Consider the following 17,723-nt stretch of genomic DNA (forward strand, 5'->3'; position numbering starts at 1 on the left):
GGTTCCCGCTTTCGCGAGAATGACGAATGTCGGGAGGCTGTTCAGCCGCTTGCTCCCCTGCTTTGGCGGATCTTGTAGGTGCCTTCGCCCATCGCGATCAGCACACCCTCCGGATTGTAGACCTCGCAGGTGGCGAAGAAGACCGACTTGCCGCCGCCGCGGCGCTTGCCGTAGGCGACGATGGTGCCGTCCTTCGCCTGGCCGAGATAGCTGGTGGTGAGCGAGAGGGTGAGGGCGCGTTTCTTGTCGGCGCCTTCCGGCACCCAGACGCCGCAATAGCCGCCGACCGCATCGATCATCGTCGCCAGCACGCCGCCATGCAGGATGCCGCTGCGGTTCAGGTGCTTCTCGGTGAGATCTAGCTCCATCTTGGCGTAGCCGTCGGTCCATTCTGTGAGGCGGAAACCGATATCGGCGTTGAAACCGTACATGGTCTCCAGCGAGGGCGGCGTGTCGGAGGCGGGTGTGTCGGCCGATTGACTCATGGGCAGGGATATCCTAGAACAAATCAAGAACATTAGGTGGTCGGATGGGCGATCCTAAGCACAGCGACGGAACGGGGCAACGGGCCGATTTGGCATCTCTGCGTGCGCGGGTCCGGGCCATTGAGCGCGGCGGCGCGGAGGCCGGACAGAGCGTGCGTTTTCCGCTCGGGCATGGGGCGCTGGACGATCACCTGGACGGCGGCCTTGCGATGGGCCGGATACACGAACTGGTCGGCGAGGCCCGCAGCGAGTTGCGCGACGGCAGCGTCTTCGGCTTTGCCGCCGCGATGCTGGTCCGTCTGCTCTCCGCTCCGGCAGCCCGTCGGGGCGGGCAGATTCTGTGGTGCGCGCGGGATGCGAACATGTTCGGCGGCGCGCCCTGCGGCTGGGGCCTGAAGGCGCTTGGCCTCGATCCGGAGCGGGTGCTGTTTGTCCGCGCGCGGGACGAGGCCGAGCGGCTCTGGGCGATGGAGGAGGGGCTGCGCTGTGGTGGGCTCGTCGCCGTCGTCGCGGAACTCGGCCCGGCCCGTCCGGGAGAGGCCGGGCGGGTGGCGGAACGGCGCCTCCAGCTCGCCGCCGAGGCCAGCGGCGTCACCGGAATCCTGCTGCGTCCGCTCGCAAATGCGGTCACGACCGGGGTGGCGGACAGCCGCTGGCGTATCGCCGCCGCGCCCTCGGGCGGGAGTATGCTGCCGTCCTGGTCGGTTTCGCTTGAACGTCTGCGCGGTGGCCGGCCCGGTGCCTGGCAGCTGCTCTGGACGGCGGCGCACGGCCGATTCCGGGATCTCGAAGAGTGTGCTTCGCCGCCGGAAGAGGTGCCGGAAGTGCGGCCTGCAGCGGCGCAGAGCGCCGCCGCGTAACCCCATATGTACATTTGGCGTAATCTGCCGTAACTATTGATTCCGTGTCGAAAAATGCTGTGCGGCCGGTTCCTGTCCGGGATGTGGCAAAAGATCACCGCCAGCAGTTTTCTCGGTGGCGATGGTGTAGACTGTCGCCGAGGCAGATGGAGGCCGGTAGATGAATGCTGTCGCCGAGGCAGCGATCGGGCAGGAGAGGCGGCGGCACGGACGCTGGTCCGTGAGCGGGGCCTATGCCACCGTGCAGGGGCGCAAAATTCCGCTCATCGATATTTCCATCGGCGGCTTTTTCGCCCGCTTGCCGGACGACGGCGGACAGGTGACCTCGCCGCTGGAGGGGACGATCTACTGGCGCGGGACGCGCGAGATGATCGAATTTCCTTTCGGCGCGGATATCGTGCGCCGGCCGGACGAGGGGGGCAGTTTCGGGGCCCAGTTCCATGCGCTCGAAGGTGAGGCCATCGATACCCTGCTGCGCTTCCTCAGCGCCATCGAGGCCGAGCGGCGCGAGCGGATCGAACGCCAGCAGCGCGGTGCCGAGCGCCGTATACTGCAACGCAAGCTCGCCCTCTGGGGCGTTGTCGGAATGAGTCTCCTCGCCGCGCTATGGCTGGTCTGGCAGTTCGGCCTCGGCGGCGCCTGAACACCCGTTTTCTCCAGAAGTCCGACCGCCCGTCTCATTGTCGTGTTGACATGGGGAACAAAACAAGAACATTATGCTCTCGCTCATAGCGGGAGACGGATCATGGCACGGCGATTCCTCTATCTCTACATTCCGGACTTTGCCTTCGAATGGCGCCGTCGGGAGACGGCCGGGAGCCCTGCTGCGACGGCGGCGGTGGATGTCCGGCCCGCGGTCCTGACCCGGCGCCTCGTCGGCACGGAGACCGTGGCGGCGGTCAACCAGGCGGCGGCGCTCCAGGGCGTCGCGGTCGGTCGCCCGCTTGCCGATGCCCGGGCCATGATCCCGGATCTCGCGGCAACCGGGGCGGATCCGGCAGCGGACCGTAAGCGGTTGGAGCGGCTGGCCGCCTGGTGTCAGCGCTATACCCCGATGGTCGCGATGGACAGCACTGCGGCGCCCTTTGCGGGCGACGGCGGCAGCGCTGGCCTCACGCTCGACATTACAGGCTGCGCTCATCTCTTCCGCCGCCAGGGCGCGGCGGATCTCGCAACGGAGGAGCAGGCGCTCGGGCGCGATTGCCTTGCAGCCCTGAATCGGCTCGGCTTCAGCGCCCGGCTCGCGGTGGCGGACACCCCTCTCGCCGCCCGGGCCGTCGCCCGCTTCTCCGCCCCCTTGCTGACCCTGGTGCCGGAAGGCAGGCTCCGTCTGGCGCTCGAGGCGCTGCCGGTGGCCGCGCTCGGGGTCTCGCCCGCAACGGTCGAAGCACTGGACCGGGTCGGTCTGCGCCGTATCGCGCAGTTGCTCGATCAGCCACGGGCACCGCTTGCCAGCCGCTTCGGCACCGGCCTGATCGAGGCGCTCGACCGCGCGCTCGGGGACCGGTCGACGGCCCTCGGGATGAGGCTGCCGGAGGAACCGTTCCAGGAGCGCATGGCCTTCGCCGAACCGATTGCCCTGCGCGAGGATCTGGAGGTCGCCGCACGGCGCACGCTCGGCGCGCTCTGCCGCCGCCTTGAGCGCGAACAGGCCGGCGCCCGACGGGTCCGACTGCGTTTCTTCCGGGTCGACGGCGAGGTGCTGCAGGTCAGCGCCGGGACCAGCCGGGCCTGTCGCGAGGCGGACATGCTCTTCCGCCTTCTGGTGCAGCATTTCGACAAGCTCGACCCCGGCTTCGGTATCGACATGGTGCTGGCGGAAATGCTCGAGGGCGACCGTGCGGAGGGCGTGCAGGCGGCGCTTGGCGGTACCGAGATGCGGGACCGGGACGCGGTCAGCGATCTCGGCGACCGGCTCGCGGGCCGGCTCGGTGCCGACGCGGTGCACCGTCTGCAACCGGTCGAGAGTCATCTGCCCGAGCGGGCGGAGAAGAGAAGTACGGGCCGCCCGGGCCGCAAGGCCCTGACCTGGACCAATGTCCGTCCCCCGGCGCCGGAGCGGGCGGCCCGTCCGGTGCGCCTGATGCGGCGCCCGGAGCCGGTCGAGGCGACGGCTCTGCTGCCGGATCATCCGCCGGCGCGTTTCCGCTGGCGCGGCGCCGACTACCGTGTCGCCCATGCCGCCGGGCCGGAACGGCTGGCGCCGGAATGGTGGCGTGACGGCAGCAGCGGTGCATCGATGTCGACCCGGGACTATTTCCGCGTCGAGGACGGGGAAGGACGGCGGTTCTGGCTCTATCGGGACGGGCTTGCCGAACGGGGCGAGGCACCCGGCTGGTTCCTGCACGGGATCTTCTCCTGACCTTCTGGTCCGAACCGGATCCCGCGGTGGCGCCATGCAGGGCTATGCCGAGCTTCAGGTCACCAGCAATTTCAGCTTCCTGCGAGGCGCCTCGCATCCGGAGGAACTGGTGGAAATGGCGGCCCGGCTCGGTCATGCCGCCATCGCTATCGCCGATCGCAACAGTCTCGCCGGCGTGGTCCGCGCCCATATCGCGGCGAAGAGCCATGATATAAGACTTCTTGTCGGTGCCCGGCTGGTGCTGGAGGACGGAGAGGAACTGCTCGCCTTTCCGCATGACCGCCCCGCCTATGCACGGCTTTCCCGCCTGCTCAGCCTCGGCAAGCGACGGGCCGAGAAGGGTGCGTGCCTGCTCCACCGCGCGGATGTTGCCGAACATGCTGACGGGCACGATCTCGTCCTGCTCCCGCCGCGCGCCCCCGACCGCTTCTGTCCTGACGACCTCGGTTTCTGGACGGCGCGTTTTCCGGAGCGGGTCTCGCTCGCCGCCACGCTGCTCTATCACGGTGACGATGCGGAGCGCCTCCGACGCCTCTCTGCGCTGGCCGCAACTGCGGACCTGCCGCTGGTCGCGACGAACGACGTGCATTACCACCTGCCGGAGCGGCGGCCGCTTCAGGACGTGCTGACCTGTATCCGCGAGCATTGCACCGTGGACGAGGCGGGCTGGCGGCTCGACGCCAATGCCGAGCGCTACCTGAAACCGCCGGGGGAAATGGCGCGGCTCTTCCGCGAACGGCCGGAGGCGGTCGCCCGGACGCTCGAGATTGCCGGGCGCTGTAGTTTCTCGCTCGACGAACTGGCCTACGAATACCCGGATGAGATTTCTCCCCACGGCCTGCCCGTACAGGAGGAACTTGAAGTGCGCACCTTCGAGGGTGCGGCGGAGCGCTATCCGGACGGCATTCCGCCGAAGGTCGACGCCCAGCTCCGCCACGAGCTCGCTCTGATAGGGCGGCTGAATTACGCCCCCTACTTTCTCACCGTCTACGACATGGTCCGCTATGCCCGCAGCCGGGATATCCTTTGTCAGGGCCGGGGGTCGGCGGCCAATTCCGCCGTCTGCTACTGCCTTGGCATCACCGCCGTCGATCCCTCGCGCGCCGATCTGCTGTTCGAGCGTTTCGTCAGCGAGGAGCGGGGCGAGCCGCCGGATATCGACGTCGATTTCGAACATGAGCGGCGCGAGGAGGTGATCCAGTACATCTACGGCAAGTACGGCCGCGCACGGGCCGGGCTGGCGGCGACCGTGATCAGCTACCGCTCGCGCAGTGCGCTGCGCGATGTCGGCAAGGCGATGGGGCTCTCGGAGGACGTGGTCGGTCTGCTCTCCTCCCAGGTTTGGGGCCGGCACGGAGACGCGGTGGCGGACGAGCGGATCCGCGAGGTCGGGCTCGACCCGTCGGACCGTCGCCTCGCCATGACGATGAACCTGACCCGCCAGCTCATGGGCTTTCCCCGCCATCTCTCCCAGCATGTCGGCGGCTTCGTCATTACCCGCGGCCGGCTCGACGAACTGGTGCCGATCGAGAACGCGGCAATGCAGGACCGTACCGTCATCGAGTGGGACAAGGACGATCTCGATGCCCTCGGCATGCTGAAGGTCGACGTGCTGGCGCTCGGCATGCTGACCTGCGTGAAGAAGGCCTTCGACCTGCTGCAGCGGCATTACGGGCTTTCCCACGATCTCGCCACCGTCCCGCCGGAGGATCCGGGCGTCTACGACATGCTCTGCCGGGGGGACTCTCTCGGAGTCTTCCAGGTCGAGAGCCGGGCCCAGATGGCGATGCTGCCCCGTCTCAGGCCGCGCTGTTTCTACGATCTCGTCATCGAGGTGGCGATCGTCCGGCCGGGACCGATCCAGGGCGACATGGTGCACCCCTATCTCCGCCGCCGCGACGGTATCGAACCGGTCGAGTTTCCCTCAGACGAGCTGCGCGGCGTGCTCGGCAAGACCCTCGGCGTGCCACTCTTTCAGGAGCAGGCGATGAAGATCGCCATCGTTGCCGCCGGTTTCACCCCGTCGGAGGCGGACCGGCTGCGCCGCGCCATGGCGACCTTCAAGAAGACCGGCCAGATCGGCCAGTTCCGCGACAAGATGATCGAGGGCATGGTTGCCCGCAATTACGAGCGGGACTTCGCCGAGCGCTGCTTCCGGCAGATCGAGGGCTTTGGCAATTACGGTTTCCCGGAAAGCCACGCCGCGAGCTTTGCCCTGTTGGTCTATGTCTCGAGCTGGTTCAAGCGGCGCTATCCGGCAATCTTCGCCGCCGCCCTGCTGAATTCGCAGCCGATGGGGTTCTACGCCCCGGCGCAGATCGTCCGCGATGCGCGCGAGCACGGCGTGACCGTGCTGCCGCCGGACGTCAACAGGAGCGGCTGGGACTGCGATCTGGAACCGGACGGCAGGGGCGGCTTCGCGCTCCGCCTCGGGTTGCGGCAGATCAAGGGCATGCGGAGAGAAGAGGCGGAGCTGATCGTCGCCTGCCGGGGCAGAGGATATGGCGATCCGGCCGAACTCTGGCGCCGCGCCGGGGTCACGCCCGCGGTGCTGGAGGTGTTGGCGCGCGGCGATGCCTTCGCCTCCATGGGGCTCGCCCGGCGGGAGGTCTTCTGGGCGGTGCGCGGCCTTGCCCGTGCGGTCACCGGCCGGGTTCGGGCGGAGCGCGACCGCGAGGGGCTGCCGCTCTTCCTCGCCGCCGAGGCCCGCGAGGAAAAACCCTTCACCCCGCGTGAGGCGGCGATGCTGCTGCCGGAAGCGCCGCTCGGCGAGCAGGTGGTGGATGATTATGCCTCCCTGCACCTCTCCCTGAAGGCCCATCCGGTCGCGCTCCTGAGGTCGAGCCTCGACGGCGACGGCCGCGTCCGCTGCGAGGAGCTGGAGCGTACCCGCGACGGGCGCCGGGTGCGGCTCGGTGGGCTCGTGCTGGTGCGGCAGAGGCCGGGCACGGCGAAGGGCGTTATCTTCATCACGCTCGAGGACGAGAGCGGGGTCGCCAACCTGATTGTCTGGCCGGATAAGTTCGAGACCTTCCGCCGCATCGTGCTCGGCGCCAAGTTCCTCGGCGTCACCGGTCTCGTGCAGCGCGAGGGACGGGTGGTGCATGTCGTGGTCGAGACGCTGGAGGATCTGACGTACCGTCTCGGATGGCTGACCGACGGCACTGTCGACGAGGCCGGCTTCGGCAAGGCCATCGCCAATGCGGACGAGGTGGCGCGCGGGCAGGAGGATTACCGCCAGAAACCGCCACGCATGAAACTGCCGCCCGCGCCGAAACCCAACCCGGAGCAGATCAGGCCCGCCCAGCCGCTCCATACCCATCCCCGCAACATGAAGCCTGAGCTGCACGTGATCAGCCGGAACTTCCATTGAGACCGGAGCCTGCCGGACCCTCTCGCAAGGGGGCGAGCGGGGCCTTGCCCCCCATTCGACCGGTTCCGTCCGCTTGCTTCGGGTTCCGGGTGGACGCAAGTGCGGTACGCCAAGGCGCTGCGTTTCAACCGGCCAACGCCTTGAACAGTCTGTTCATCGCGCGCTCGTAGTCGACGCGGCGTGCACCGTGCGCAATCGCAAGCGCCGCGTGATCGAAAGCGGCGGACAGCATATCCGCCAGAGCCTCGATCTCCGGGGCCGGGCCGAGAAGCGCGACAAGGCCGTCCCGCAACGACCCGCCACCCGTTCCCCTGTCGATGCGGTTGATCTCTTCAGGTCCGAGAACGGCCGGGGCATCGAGTAGCAGCAGACGGGCGCGGCCCGGCTTGGCCATCGCACTGAAATAGGTCATGGATCCGGATGACAATGCCTCGAGGGGAGTCGCAGCCCCGGCCGCATGTTTCTCGATATCTTCGCCGATCTGCGCCGCCTCCCGTTCGACGACCGCCCGAAACAGATCCTTCTTGTCCCGGTAATGGTGGTACAGGGCGCCGCGCGTGACCTTTGCCGCCTTCACGATTTCAGGTGTTCCGGTCTCGGCATACCCCTTCTCGACGAAAAGAGCGCGCGCCGCAGCGAGTAGGGCCGCACGGGTTTCCTCAGTGCGCTCCCGGTTGGATCTGGGGTTTGATTTTTCTTGCATACATGCAGCCTGTATGTTTATTGATGATTGCATACACACTGTATGTATCTTCTCGGGAGCACGAAAGACATGAAATGCACGCAGTTCTATCCGGTCATCCTGACCGGTGACGTTTCGGGAACGACGCAATTCTACCGGGAGAATTTCCGCTTCAAGGCTCTGTTCGAGAGCGACTGGTATGTCCACCTGCAGTCCGGGGAAGACGAGAGTGTCAACATCGCCGTCCTCCAGGGCGATCACGAGACGATCCCCGAGAGCGGCCGTGGCCACACCGGCGGACTGATCCTCAATTTCGAGGTTGCGGATGTAGATGCGGAATATGCGCGGGTCGAGGCGGCCGGTCTCCCAGTTCTTCTGCCGCTTCGGGACGAGCCGTTCGGGCAGCGCCATTTCATCACGCGCGATCCGAACGGCGTGCTGATCGATGTGATCACCCCGATCCCGCCGAGCCCGGAGTTCCTTGCCCAGTACGCGCCGGATGCCGTCCCGTCCTAGAGTGCCGGGACCAGCAATCCGATCCCGGACGCGCCGAGCATCCAGAGCAGGACCCTCTTGAACTGCGCGTCGTTGATCCGCCGGTATAGCGCGAAGCCGATACCGGTGCCGACGATCATCGCCGGGGCGGACGCGCCGAGCAGGGGCAGAATGTTCTCCGGCAACCGGTCCTGGGCGATGTAGAGCGTCAGGCTGGCGCTGTGCATCGCTCCGTTGAAGAGCTGGAAGGTGCCGCGCTGGCGATCCTTCGGCCATTTCATCAGGCTGCACCAGATTGTCGGCAGTACGCCGGAGAGGCCTGAGAACCCGCCCATCACGCCGCCGCCGAACCCGACCGCCGCGTCGATCGCCCGGTACTTTCCGGTGATCGCGGGCATCCGCCCGGCGACAATGAAAGCGGCGCAATAGAGGATCAGCGTCGCGCCGACGAAGATCCGGAACGGGACCGGATCGGCGTAAGGCAGCAATGCCACCCCGCCGGGTACCCCGATCAATCCGCCGACAAGGAAGATCCAGACCGAGCGGAAATCGATCGCCCGCCAGATCGCGCCGATGGTGCCGAGCACGATCAGCAGCGAGCAGATGATCACCATCGGCGCTGCTTCCGCCGGGCTCAGCACATGGGCCCAGATGCCAAGCGAGGTGATCCCGAAGGCGAACCCGGCAAGCCCGGTCGCGAGGGCGCCGGCGAAGGCGCCGAGCGCGACAATGCCGTAATAGGCGAGTTCATGTTCCAAGGCGGGAAAGGCTCCAACGGAACGGCAGGATGTCCCTTGTAGGACGGGCCCGCGACCAAAGCCAGTTTCGCGACGGCGGCCACCTTACGGATTTGTCGTAGAGCGGAACGGGAAAATGTCGCGTTACGTGTGCTCGCCGGAACCCTGCATCTGATAGGCTGCCAGTTGGGATCGGAAACAACCGCGCTCGCGACGCACGCGGGCCGACAGGAAGGGGGGCGTTCGATGAATGAGCAGGCACCGCAGGCAGGGCATGGAGAACGACCCTGGGAGGACATGAACAGCGGCGTGATCCTCGCGCCGATCACGGACAGCGACCTCGGCCATGCGGCGCTCTCGCCGGCTGGCTGCTTCGAAGCGGGCTCCTACGCCTCTTTCACCCTCGTCTATACGGCGGGGACCTTCGGGATCGACGACTCCGGCAGCCTGCGCGTCTGTTTCCGCTTCGCCTCCGACCAGGGCAATCCCCAGTTCGACGATCCGAAGGGAGCCAACTACTGCACCGTCGAGGCCTCGAACGGCGCGGTACTGCAGGTCCGCTGGGACCCGAAGGCCAATGTCCGGCCCTGGGACCGCACGCTCTGGATCAAGGTGGTGAAGGGCTTCCTCGAGGAGGGCGACACCATCACGATCCGCTTCGGCGTCACGGACCATGGCGGGCCGGGCATGCGCCTGCAGACCTTTTGCGAGAGGAGTTTCGAATTTCGCGTGCTGGTCGACCCGATCGCGACCTTCAATTTCCAGACCCTGCCGGTTCAGCCGGAGATCGCGATCGTGCCGGGTACGCCGGAGACATTTTCCGCCGTCCTGCCGACTCTGCGCCGGCCGGGCGAGCGATTCGAGCTCAAGCTCAAGGGCAACGACAGGTGGGGCAATCCGTCGGACAAGTGCTCCGGCACATTCCATCTCGACGCGGAGGGCGCCATTGAAGGGCTCCCTGAGACGGTGGAGATGACCGAAGGAAACTTTACCACGACGGTCTCCGATCTCCGCGTGACCGCGCCGGGACGGGTCTCCGTCACGGTGAAGGACGGGGAGGGCCGGGTTGTCGCCCGAAGCAATCCGCTGATCGTGGAGGAGGTTGATCTCGTGCATTTCTGGGCCGATCTGCACGGCCAGTCGGAAGAGACCATCGGCACCGGCAGCGCAAGGGACTATTTCGCCTTCGCGCGGGACAAGGCCTGGGTCGATGCCTGCGGGCACCAGGGCAACGATTTCCAGATCAGTGACGAGCTCTGGGCGGAACTGAACCGCATCACCGCCGAGTTCGACGCGCCCGGCAGCTTCGTCGCCATGCCGGGATACGAATGGTCCGGCAATACCGCGCTCGGCGGCGACCGCAATGTCTTCTTCCCGAACGAGGGACGGACGATCCGGCGTTCCTCACATGCCTTGATCGAGGACCGCAGCACCGCCCATACCGACTGCACGACAGCCGGAAAACTGTTCGAGGCCTTTGCCGAACATGGCGAGCACGACGTGGTCTGCTACGCCCATTGCGGCGGGCGCTATGCCGACATTGCCGTCGCCCACGACGGACGGTTCGAAAAATCGGTCGAGGTTCATTCCTCCTGGGGAACCTTCGAGTGGCTGCTTGAAGACGCCTTCCGGCTCGGCTACCGGGTCGGCGTGGTCTGCAATTCCGACGGCCACAAGGGACGACCGGGCGCGAGTTATCCTGGAGCGGGCAAATTCGGGGCGATCGGCGGACTCACCTGCTTCAGCACGGCGGAACTCAGCCGGGATGCACTGCTCGACTGCATGCGCAAGCGCCGCCATTACGGCACGACCGGGGGCGATGGCGGGCGCATGGTGATCCGCTTGCAGGCACGGTTCGACGCAGAGGGCGCGCTCTATCATGACGATCCTCTGATCATGGACAGCACACCCCGGCTGACCCATGAGGCGCTGATGGGAGATATCGTCCACCTGCCGAGGGGCGGCATGGAGCTTTCCGTCGCGGTCGACAGCAATTCTCCGATCATCCGGGTCGATATCTTCAACGGCCTCGACCTCGTCGAGACCGTGCGGCCTTACGCGGCGGCGGATCTCGGGTCGCGCCTCCGCCTGCACTGGGAGGGCGCGGAATATCGCGGCCGCTTCCGCGAGGTGATCTGGGACGGGACGGCGAAGGTCTCTGGCAATGCCGTCGAGAGTGTGACACCGGTGAACTTCTTCAATCGCGACAAGACGTTCGAACGGTTGAGCGAGACCAGCCTTGCCTGGAAGACGCTCACCACCGGTAATTTCGGCGGGGCGGATATCCGGCTGAGGGACCGGGATGCCGGCAGCCTCGCGATCGAGACGCCGCTTGTGAAGAGGGAAGTGGTGGTTTCGGAGATCGGTTTCGATGACACGGTCTTCGACGCTTCGGGGGAGTTGCCGCGCTTCCTGAAACTGACCCGGCTGCCGGACGAGAATCCGCATACCTCATTCAGCTTCAGACGGATGATCGACGTGAAGTCTGAAGGCGACAACCCGATCTTCATCCGGGTCGAGCAGGAGGACGGCACCCGGGCCTGGACCAGCCCGATCTATGTCTACCGCTAGAACCTTTCCTCGCCGCGCTTGCGCTGCGGGTCCGGGAAATCGCGGTAGAGCGTGAAGCGCACGTTCTGGACCTTCGAGTTCACTGCGTGGTGGAAGCTCTCGACCGGCTCGCTCCGGCTCGAGACGTGGTTGAAGGCCGCGTCGAGCTGGGCGAGGTCGCGCGTCTCCAGCCAGATGTGGAACTCGGTCCCGTCGGCGGGGCCGAGCCCGAGCTTGCGCCGGGTAATGCGGGAGCCTTCTATCAGTCCCTGATCCTTCAGATGGGCGAAATAGCGCTGCACGGACTCGGCAAAGTCCATGTCCGGCACCCCCGGCTTCAGGTCGCAGTAGATGTGGTAGAAATCCATTTTCCGTCCTCCTCAGATCTTCCTGTGGCCGAAACGAAAACGGGCCGCCCGAAGGCGGCCCGCTCGATAGTCAGAGACCGATCTCTGCTCAGCTCATCGCCTTTTGCAGGTTCTCGTCCAGCTTGGACAGGAACTGCTGGGTGGTGAGCCAGGGCTGGTCCGGGCTGATCAGCAGCGCCAGATCCTTGGTCATGTCGCCATTCTCGACGGTGCTGACGCAGACCTTTTCCAGGGTCTCGGCGAACTTCAGGACTTCCGGCGTCTCGTCGAACTTGGCGCGGTAGGAGAGGCCGCGGGTCCAGGCGAAGATCGAGGCGATCGGGTTGGTCGAGGTTTCCTTGCCCTGCTGGTGCTGGCGGTAGTGACGGGTCACGGTGCCGTGCGCGGCTTCCGCTTCGACCGTCTTCCCGTCCGGCGTCATCAGCACGGAGGTCATCAGACCGAGCGAGCCAAAGCCCTGGGCCACGGTATCGGACTGCACGTCGCCGTCATAGTTCTTGCAGGCCCAGACGAAACCGCCGGACCACTTCATCGCGGCCGCGACCATGTCATCGATCAGGCGGTGTTCGTAGGTGATGCCCTTGGCCTTGAATTTCGCCTCGAACTCTTCCTCGAAGACTTCCTGGAACAGGTCCTTGAAGCGGCCGTCATAGGCCTTGAGGATGGTGTTCTTGGTCGAGAGATAGACCGGCCAGCCGAGATCGAGGCCGTAGTTCATGCAGGCCCGGGCGAAACCGCGGATGGACTCGTCGAGGTTGTACATGGACATCGCGACGCCGCCGCCCGGGAAGTCGAACACTTCGTGGGTCGTGGCGGGGCTGCCGTCGGCCGGCTGGAAGGTCATGGTCAGCTTGCCCGGACGATCCACCACCATGTCGGTGGCGCGGTATTGGTCGCCGAAGGCATGACGGCCGATCACGATCGGCTGGGTCCAGCCCGGCACCAGGCGCGGGACGTTGTTGCAGATGATCGGCTGACGGAACACGGTGCCGCCGAGGATGTTGCGGATCGTGCCGTTCGGCGAGCGCCACATCTTCTTCAGGCCGAATTCCTCGACCCGGGCTTCGTCCGGCGTGATGGTCGCGCACTTGACGCCGACGCCGTATTCCTTGATCGCGTTCGCGGAGTCGATGGTGATCTGGTCATCCGTCTCGTCGCGCTTTTCCATGCCGAGGTCGTAATATTTGAGATCGACATCGAGGTACGGGAGGATGAGCTTTTCCTTGATCATCTCCCAGATGATCCGCGTCATCTCATCGCCGTCGAGCTCGACGATAGGATTCTTGACCTTGATCTTGGCCATCTTCCTGGCTCCTTTGTGGATGGAATCTTGTGTGCAGCGGGCGGCAAAATATCAGGTGGGCGCGGCAATGCAAGATGCGCGCGCGGCACTGCCGCCATGACGCTGCGGACGGCGATCTGAATTCAGGCGGTCAGACCCATTTGGATTCGACCTTGCCGTGGGTGACGGGGGCCGCGGTCAGGAAGGGGAACACGCTCTCGAGCGTGTCCGCGACCTGGATGATGTTGCGATTTTCCGGCCGGGCGAAGCTGGTGGCGACGAGATGGTCAAAGAGCGCGACCAGCGGGTCCCAGAAGCCGTTCACGTTGGCGAGCACCACCGGCTTGCGTGACAGGCCGAGCTGGGTCCAGGTGACGACCTCGAAGGTCTCGTCCATGGTCCCGAGACCGCCCGGCAGGATTACGAAGGCGTCGGCCTTCTCGTACATGATCCTTTTGCGATCATGCATGTTGTCGGTGATGATCAGCTCGTTCAGTCCCTGATGACCGACCTCGTAGTCCTCGAGGAATTTCGGGATGACACCGGTGACGGCGGCGCCGGCCGCCAGCGCGGCGTCGGCGGTGAGACCCATGAGGCCGACGCGTCCGCCGCCATAGACGAGGTTGTAGCCGCGCTCGCCGATCAGGGTGCCGAATGTGATCGCGGCATCGCGGTAGGCCTGATCGACCTTGCCGGAAGAGCCGCAGAATACGCAGATGGATTTTTTATCGTTCATGCGTCCGTCTATCCCACCCCCTCGGGGTCCGGTCAAGCGGCTTGAATGGGCGGTTTTGGCTGCATTGCGCACGGGTTTGTATGGGTTTATTGTCATCTGAGCACGTATTGGAGCCCCGATATCATGTTGACCAAGCCATACCTCATTGGCGCCGCCGGAGTCCTGGTACTCTCAGCAGCGGGAGGGCTGTTCTACGTGACTTCGGATGAAGACGTCCGGCCGGTGCCGGTCGAGACTGCGGCAGCGCCGAAAGAGACGCCGGCGCCAGCCCCTGAGCCAACCGCCGAAAGCCCCGCTGCCGCCGCGACAACCGCGCCGACGGTCGCGTCCGAAGACAGTGCGGACAAACCGGATCTCTCGCAGCCGAGCTTCGACGTCGTCCGGGTCGACCCCGAGGGCAACACGGTTATCGCCGGCAAGGCCTTGCCGAATGCGACCGTGCGAATCATGGATGGTGACAAGCAGATCGGCGAGGTCACGTCGGACGACAAGGGCGACTGGGTGTTCCTGCCGGAGAAGAAGCTTCCGTCCGGCAGCAGTGTCCTGACGCTCGAGACACCGGCGGAAGGCGAGACAGACGCCAAGAAGTCCGGCAATGCCGTCGTCGTCGTGATCCCGGAAAAGGGCAAGGACATCGCGGGGCGGGACAATACCGAGACCCAGAAGCCGCTCGCCATGGTCGTGCCGCGCGAGGAGGCTCCAAGCAAGCCGACGAAGATTCTGCAGGCGCCCGCCGCGGCGCCCGAAACGCCGAGCCCGGTTGCGAAGGCGGATCCCGAGCCCACGTCGAGCGCACAGTCCTTCCCGGAGAAAGCCTCCTCCGGCGGTGCCGACGTGTCGCTGGACGTGATCGATTACGACGAGAAAGGCGCGGTGGTCTTCAGCGGCAGGACCGAGCCCGAGACCGATGTCCAGATCTATGTCGACAACAAGCTGGCGGCGCGGACCAGAGCGGACGCGGACGGCGACTGGTCGGTGAAACCGGAAGAGAATATCGTGGCCGGGACCCATCAGGTGCGGGTCGACAAGGTGTCTCCGTCCGGCCAGGTTCTGGCGCGGATCGAGTTGCCCTTCGTGCGCGCCGTGCCCTTCACGGGATTGCCGGAAGACTCGGTTGTGATTATACAGCCCGGCAACAATCTCTGGCGGATCGCCAGCCGGGTCTACGGCTCCGGTTTCCGCTATACCGAGATCTACCAGGCGAACAGCGATCAGATCCGCGACCCGGACCTGATCTATCCGGGCCAGGTCTTCGGACTGCCGGCTGTGAATTGAGCCGCCACCAACCCAATCGGACGGACAGGATATGTTGAATCAGCAGGACGACGGCGTTCTGAAGGGCGTTCTGGTCCCGGTCGCGCGCGAGGGATATCCCTTCATCGCCGCCTTCGCGGTCCTGACGCTGCTGCTCTATGCGGTCTGGGAGCCGCTCGGCTTCGTGGGCATTCTGCTGACGCTCTGGTGCGTCTATTTCTTTCGCAATCCCGACCGGGTGACGCCGGCGCGCGAGGGGCTGGTGATCACCCCCGCCGACGGCGTGGTGCAGATGATCGTCGACGCGGCGCCGCCGAAGCAGCTCGAGATGGGCGACACGCCGATGTGCCGGGTCAGCATTTTCATGAATGTGTTCGACTGCCACGTGAACCGGATCCCGGTCGACGGTCAGGTCGCGAAACTGGCCTACGTGCCCGGCAGGTTCGTCAATGCCGCCTTCGACAAGGCGAGTGAGGAGAACGAGCGTCAGCTGGTCTCGGTCGAGATGAAGGATGGGCGCAAGGTCGCCTTCGTCCAGATCGCCGGTTTGGTCGCGCGTCGCATCATCTGCTACCTTCAGGAAGGCCAGCCGGTCCGCGCCGGCGAGCGTTTCGGCCTGATCCGTTTCGGCAGCCGGGTCGACGTCTATCTGCCGGAAGGCGTCAATCCGCTGGTGACGGTCGGGCAGCGCGCGGTGGCGGGCGAAACGGTGATCGCAGATCTCAATGCGACCGAGGCGGCACGCAGGGGTGAGGTCCGCTAGAGGAAACGGCGGGCCTGATAACGGGAAACGGACGTGAGACGATGATCAGGGGCAAACGGCGCCGGCTTCCGGTGATCTCGATCAGCAAGCTGATTCCGAACATGATCACGGTCATGGCGCTTTGCGCCGGTCTCTCGGGGGTCCGCTTTGCGCTCAACGAGCAATGGACGCTCGCGGTCGGCGCGATCGCCATCGCCGCCATTCTCGACACGCTCGACGGCAGCATGGCCCGTCTTCTGAAAGGCCAGAGCAAGTTTGGCGCCGAACTCGACTCGCTCGGCGACTTCATCAGCTTCGGCGTCTCGCCGGCCCTGATCCTTTTTCTCTGGTCGACCCAGGACCTGAAAAGTTTCGGCTGGATGGCGGCCCTGTTCTTCGCCACCTGCATGGCACTGCGCCTCGCCCGGTTCAACACCAAGACCGAGGATCCGACGCTGCCGCCCTACACCTACCGTTTCTTCACCGGCGTCCCGGCGCCGGCCGCAGCCGGGCTCGGCCTGTTGCCACTGATCCTCAGCTTCGAGGCGGATTTCGCCTTCCTGCACCAGCCGCATTTCCTCGCCGTCTGGCAGGTCTTGGTCGGGCTGCTGATGGTCTCTCAGATCCCGACCTATTCCTTCAAGGGCGCGCGCGTGCCGCAGAAGCTCGCCCTGCCGTTGCTGATCGTCATGGGGCTCTGCGTTACCTGGCTGGTCAGTGCGCCCTGGCAGTTCTTCTCCGCGCTGCTCTTTGCCTATCTGCTCTCGCTGCCGTTCAGCTACCGGTCCTATCTCCGGCTGCAGCGAACGGTGGATGTGGAAGAGGAAGGCGAAGCGTCTGAAGAGGAATCGAATCCCGACGGAAAGGTCACGTCAATCGGGAAGGCCAAGCGCGAGAAGTGACGTCTCGTCGTTGCTTCTGTCCGCGTCCGGGTTCCTCCACCAATTGACCGAGAGGAGACGGTCGCCATTCCGCAATCTCCAGGATCGCGACTCTTGTCGGGATGAGGTAGGAGGCCTGCCGGGCCGCCTTATTCGCGGCATTTGCGCGCCAGATAAACCGTCTGTGTGAAGGGGCGGTCCTGCAAGGGGTTGTGGAAGGTGACCGGTTCCGCCCAAGCCTCCGAGAAAATGCCGGAAAGGCGCTCGGTGAAGGCCGGGTCGGGCCGGTCGTCCGACCAGAGACCGAAGACGCCGCCGGGCTTGAGATGCTTCGCCAGCTTCGCCAGACCCTCGGGCCCGTAGAAGCTCTCGCTCCGTGCGTCGAGCAGGGCGTCGGGGGAATGGTCGATATCGACCAGGATCGCGTCGAAGGCACGGCCGGGGGACTCGGAATCGAAGCCGTCCTCGCTGGCCGCGGCCGCGAAAAAATCCTCCTGCACCAGCCGGCAGCGCGGGTCGTCCGCCAGGCTCGTGCCCATGGGCACGAGGCCGGTCCGGTGCCAGTCGATCACCGCTTCCAGATAGTCGATCACGACGAGCGCCCCGACCTTGTCGTGCGCGAGAACGGCCTCTGCCGTATACCCGAGCCCGAGCCCGCCGACCAGCACCTCCAGCCCGTCGCCGTCGAGCGCCGCAACCCCGAGGTCGGCAAGGGCAACTTCAGAGACCGTGAAGAGGCTGGACATCAGGTGTTCGTCGCCGAGCATGATCTCGAAGATATCGACCCCGAGCCTGAGTTCGCGCCGGCGCCGCAGGCTGATAGCGCCGATCGGGCTCGGCCGGTAGTCGAGTTCCTCGAAGAATGCGCTCATGGGATGCCCGACATCTCTATTGCCCGATAAAGCTTGTCATCCCC

Annotated in this window: 16 protein-coding genes; 9 read left to right on the plus strand and 7 right to left on the minus strand. The window is 65.6% G+C overall.

Annotated features, from left to right (window positions below; all coding sequences use genetic code 11):
• Positions 1-41: 41 nt before the first annotated feature.
• Positions 42-485, minus strand: a complete 444-nt coding sequence (locus ACOOE1_RS20430) for a PaaI family thioesterase (protein WP_420404049.1) — start codon at positions 483-485, stop codon at positions 42-44.
• Positions 486-529: 44 nt separating this feature from the next.
• Here ACOOE1_RS20430 and ACOOE1_RS20435 point away from each other — a divergent pair, with 44 nt between their 5' ends.
• From ACOOE1_RS20435 to ACOOE1_RS20450, 4 genes are all read left to right on the plus strand, one after another.
• A complete protein-coding gene (locus tag ACOOE1_RS20435; protein WP_420404050.1) occupies positions 530-1,345 on the plus strand; it encodes an ImuA family protein in 816 nt (271 codons plus the stop codon).
• Between the two features lie 160 nt (positions 1,346-1,505).
• Complete coding sequence (locus tag ACOOE1_RS20440; protein WP_420404051.1) at positions 1,506-1,988, plus strand: PilZ domain-containing protein; 483 nt, start codon at positions 1,506-1,508, stop codon at positions 1,986-1,988.
• A 102-nt stretch (positions 1,989-2,090) separates the two neighbouring features.
• Positions 2,091-3,707, plus strand: coding sequence for a DUF6504 family protein (locus ACOOE1_RS20445; RefSeq protein WP_420404052.1), 1,617 nt, complete (start codon positions 2,091-2,093; stop codon positions 3,705-3,707).
• A gap of 34 nt (positions 3,708-3,741) precedes the next feature.
• Positions 3,742-7,080, plus strand: a complete 3,339-nt coding sequence (locus ACOOE1_RS20450; protein WP_420404053.1) for an error-prone DNA polymerase — start codon at positions 3,742-3,744, stop codon at positions 7,078-7,080.
• A gap of 124 nt (positions 7,081-7,204) precedes the next feature.
• On the opposite strand, the gene ACOOE1_RS20455 is transcribed toward ACOOE1_RS20450, so the two are convergent.
• Positions 7,205-7,783 (minus strand): TetR/AcrR family transcriptional regulator, encoded by a 579-nt coding sequence (locus tag ACOOE1_RS20455; protein ID WP_420404054.1) that lies wholly within the window; start codon positions 7,781-7,783, stop codon positions 7,205-7,207.
• Positions 7,784-7,852: 69 nt separating this feature from the next.
• On the opposite strand from ACOOE1_RS20455, the gene ACOOE1_RS20460 reads away from it, so the two are divergent.
• Entirely contained in the window at positions 7,853-8,278 is a 426-nt protein-coding gene (locus ACOOE1_RS20460; RefSeq protein WP_420404055.1) for a VOC family protein, read from the plus strand.
• On the opposite strand, the gene ACOOE1_RS20465 is transcribed toward ACOOE1_RS20460, so the two are convergent.
• A complete protein-coding gene (locus ACOOE1_RS20465) occupies positions 8,275-9,015 on the minus strand; it encodes a sulfite exporter TauE/SafE family protein (protein ID WP_420404056.1) in 741 nt (246 codons plus the stop codon). The genes ACOOE1_RS20460 and ACOOE1_RS20465 overlap by 4 nt on opposite strands.
• Before the next feature lie 225 nt (positions 9,016-9,240).
• Between ACOOE1_RS20465 and ACOOE1_RS20470 the strand changes: the two genes are divergently transcribed.
• On the plus strand, positions 9,241-11,565 hold the full coding sequence (locus ACOOE1_RS20470; RefSeq protein ID WP_420404057.1) for a DUF3604 domain-containing protein: 2,325 nt from the start codon (positions 9,241-9,243) through the stop codon (positions 11,563-11,565).
• Here ACOOE1_RS20470 and ACOOE1_RS20475 read toward each other — a convergent pair.
• The 3 genes from ACOOE1_RS20475 to ACOOE1_RS20485 form a co-directional block, all read right to left on the minus strand.
• The gene (locus ACOOE1_RS20475) at positions 11,562-11,912 is read right to left on the minus strand and encodes a DUF6614 family protein (RefSeq protein ID WP_420404058.1); all 351 of its coding nucleotides are present in this window, start codon (positions 11,910-11,912) and stop codon (positions 11,562-11,564) included. The genes ACOOE1_RS20470 and ACOOE1_RS20475 overlap by 4 nt on opposite strands.
• An 88-nt stretch (positions 11,913-12,000) precedes the next feature.
• Positions 12,001-13,215 (minus strand): NADP-dependent isocitrate dehydrogenase, encoded by a 1,215-nt coding sequence (locus tag ACOOE1_RS20480; protein ID WP_420404059.1) that lies wholly within the window; start codon positions 13,213-13,215, stop codon positions 12,001-12,003.
• Positions 13,216-13,345: 130 nt separating this feature from the next.
• The gene (locus tag ACOOE1_RS20485; protein ID WP_420404060.1) at positions 13,346-13,930 is read right to left on the minus strand and encodes a TIGR00730 family Rossman fold protein; all 585 of its coding nucleotides are present in this window, start codon (positions 13,928-13,930) and stop codon (positions 13,346-13,348) included.
• A gap of 123 nt (positions 13,931-14,053) precedes the next feature.
• Between ACOOE1_RS20485 and ACOOE1_RS20490 the strand changes: the two genes are divergently transcribed.
• The 3 genes from ACOOE1_RS20490 to ACOOE1_RS20500 are packed head-to-tail and all read left to right on the plus strand — an operon-like array spanning position 14,054 to position 16,828.
• Positions 14,054-15,205, plus strand: coding sequence for a LysM peptidoglycan-binding domain-containing protein (locus ACOOE1_RS20490; protein WP_420404061.1), 1,152 nt, complete (start codon positions 14,054-14,056; stop codon positions 15,203-15,205).
• Between the two features lie 31 nt (positions 15,206-15,236).
• Positions 15,237-15,947 (plus strand): phosphatidylserine decarboxylase, encoded by a 711-nt coding sequence (locus tag ACOOE1_RS20495; RefSeq protein ID WP_420404062.1) that lies wholly within the window; start codon positions 15,237-15,239, stop codon positions 15,945-15,947.
• Between the two features lie 41 nt (positions 15,948-15,988).
• Positions 15,989-16,828: a CDP-alcohol phosphatidyltransferase family protein gene (locus ACOOE1_RS20500; protein ID WP_420404063.1), complete on the plus strand. Its 840-nt coding sequence runs from the start codon at positions 15,989-15,991 to the stop codon at positions 16,826-16,828.
• A gap of 128 nt (positions 16,829-16,956) precedes the next feature.
• Here the strand turns inward: ACOOE1_RS20500 and ACOOE1_RS20505 are convergent, their stop codons facing one another.
• Positions 16,957-17,679, minus strand: a complete 723-nt coding sequence (locus ACOOE1_RS20505) for a spermidine synthase (protein ID WP_420404064.1) — start codon at positions 17,677-17,679, stop codon at positions 16,957-16,959.
• Positions 17,680-17,723: the final 44 nt, after the last annotated feature.

It is taken from the genome of Nisaea sp. (assembly GCF_965216895.1).
GTDB lineage: Bacteria > Pseudomonadota > Alphaproteobacteria > Thalassobaculales > Thalassobaculaceae > Nisaea.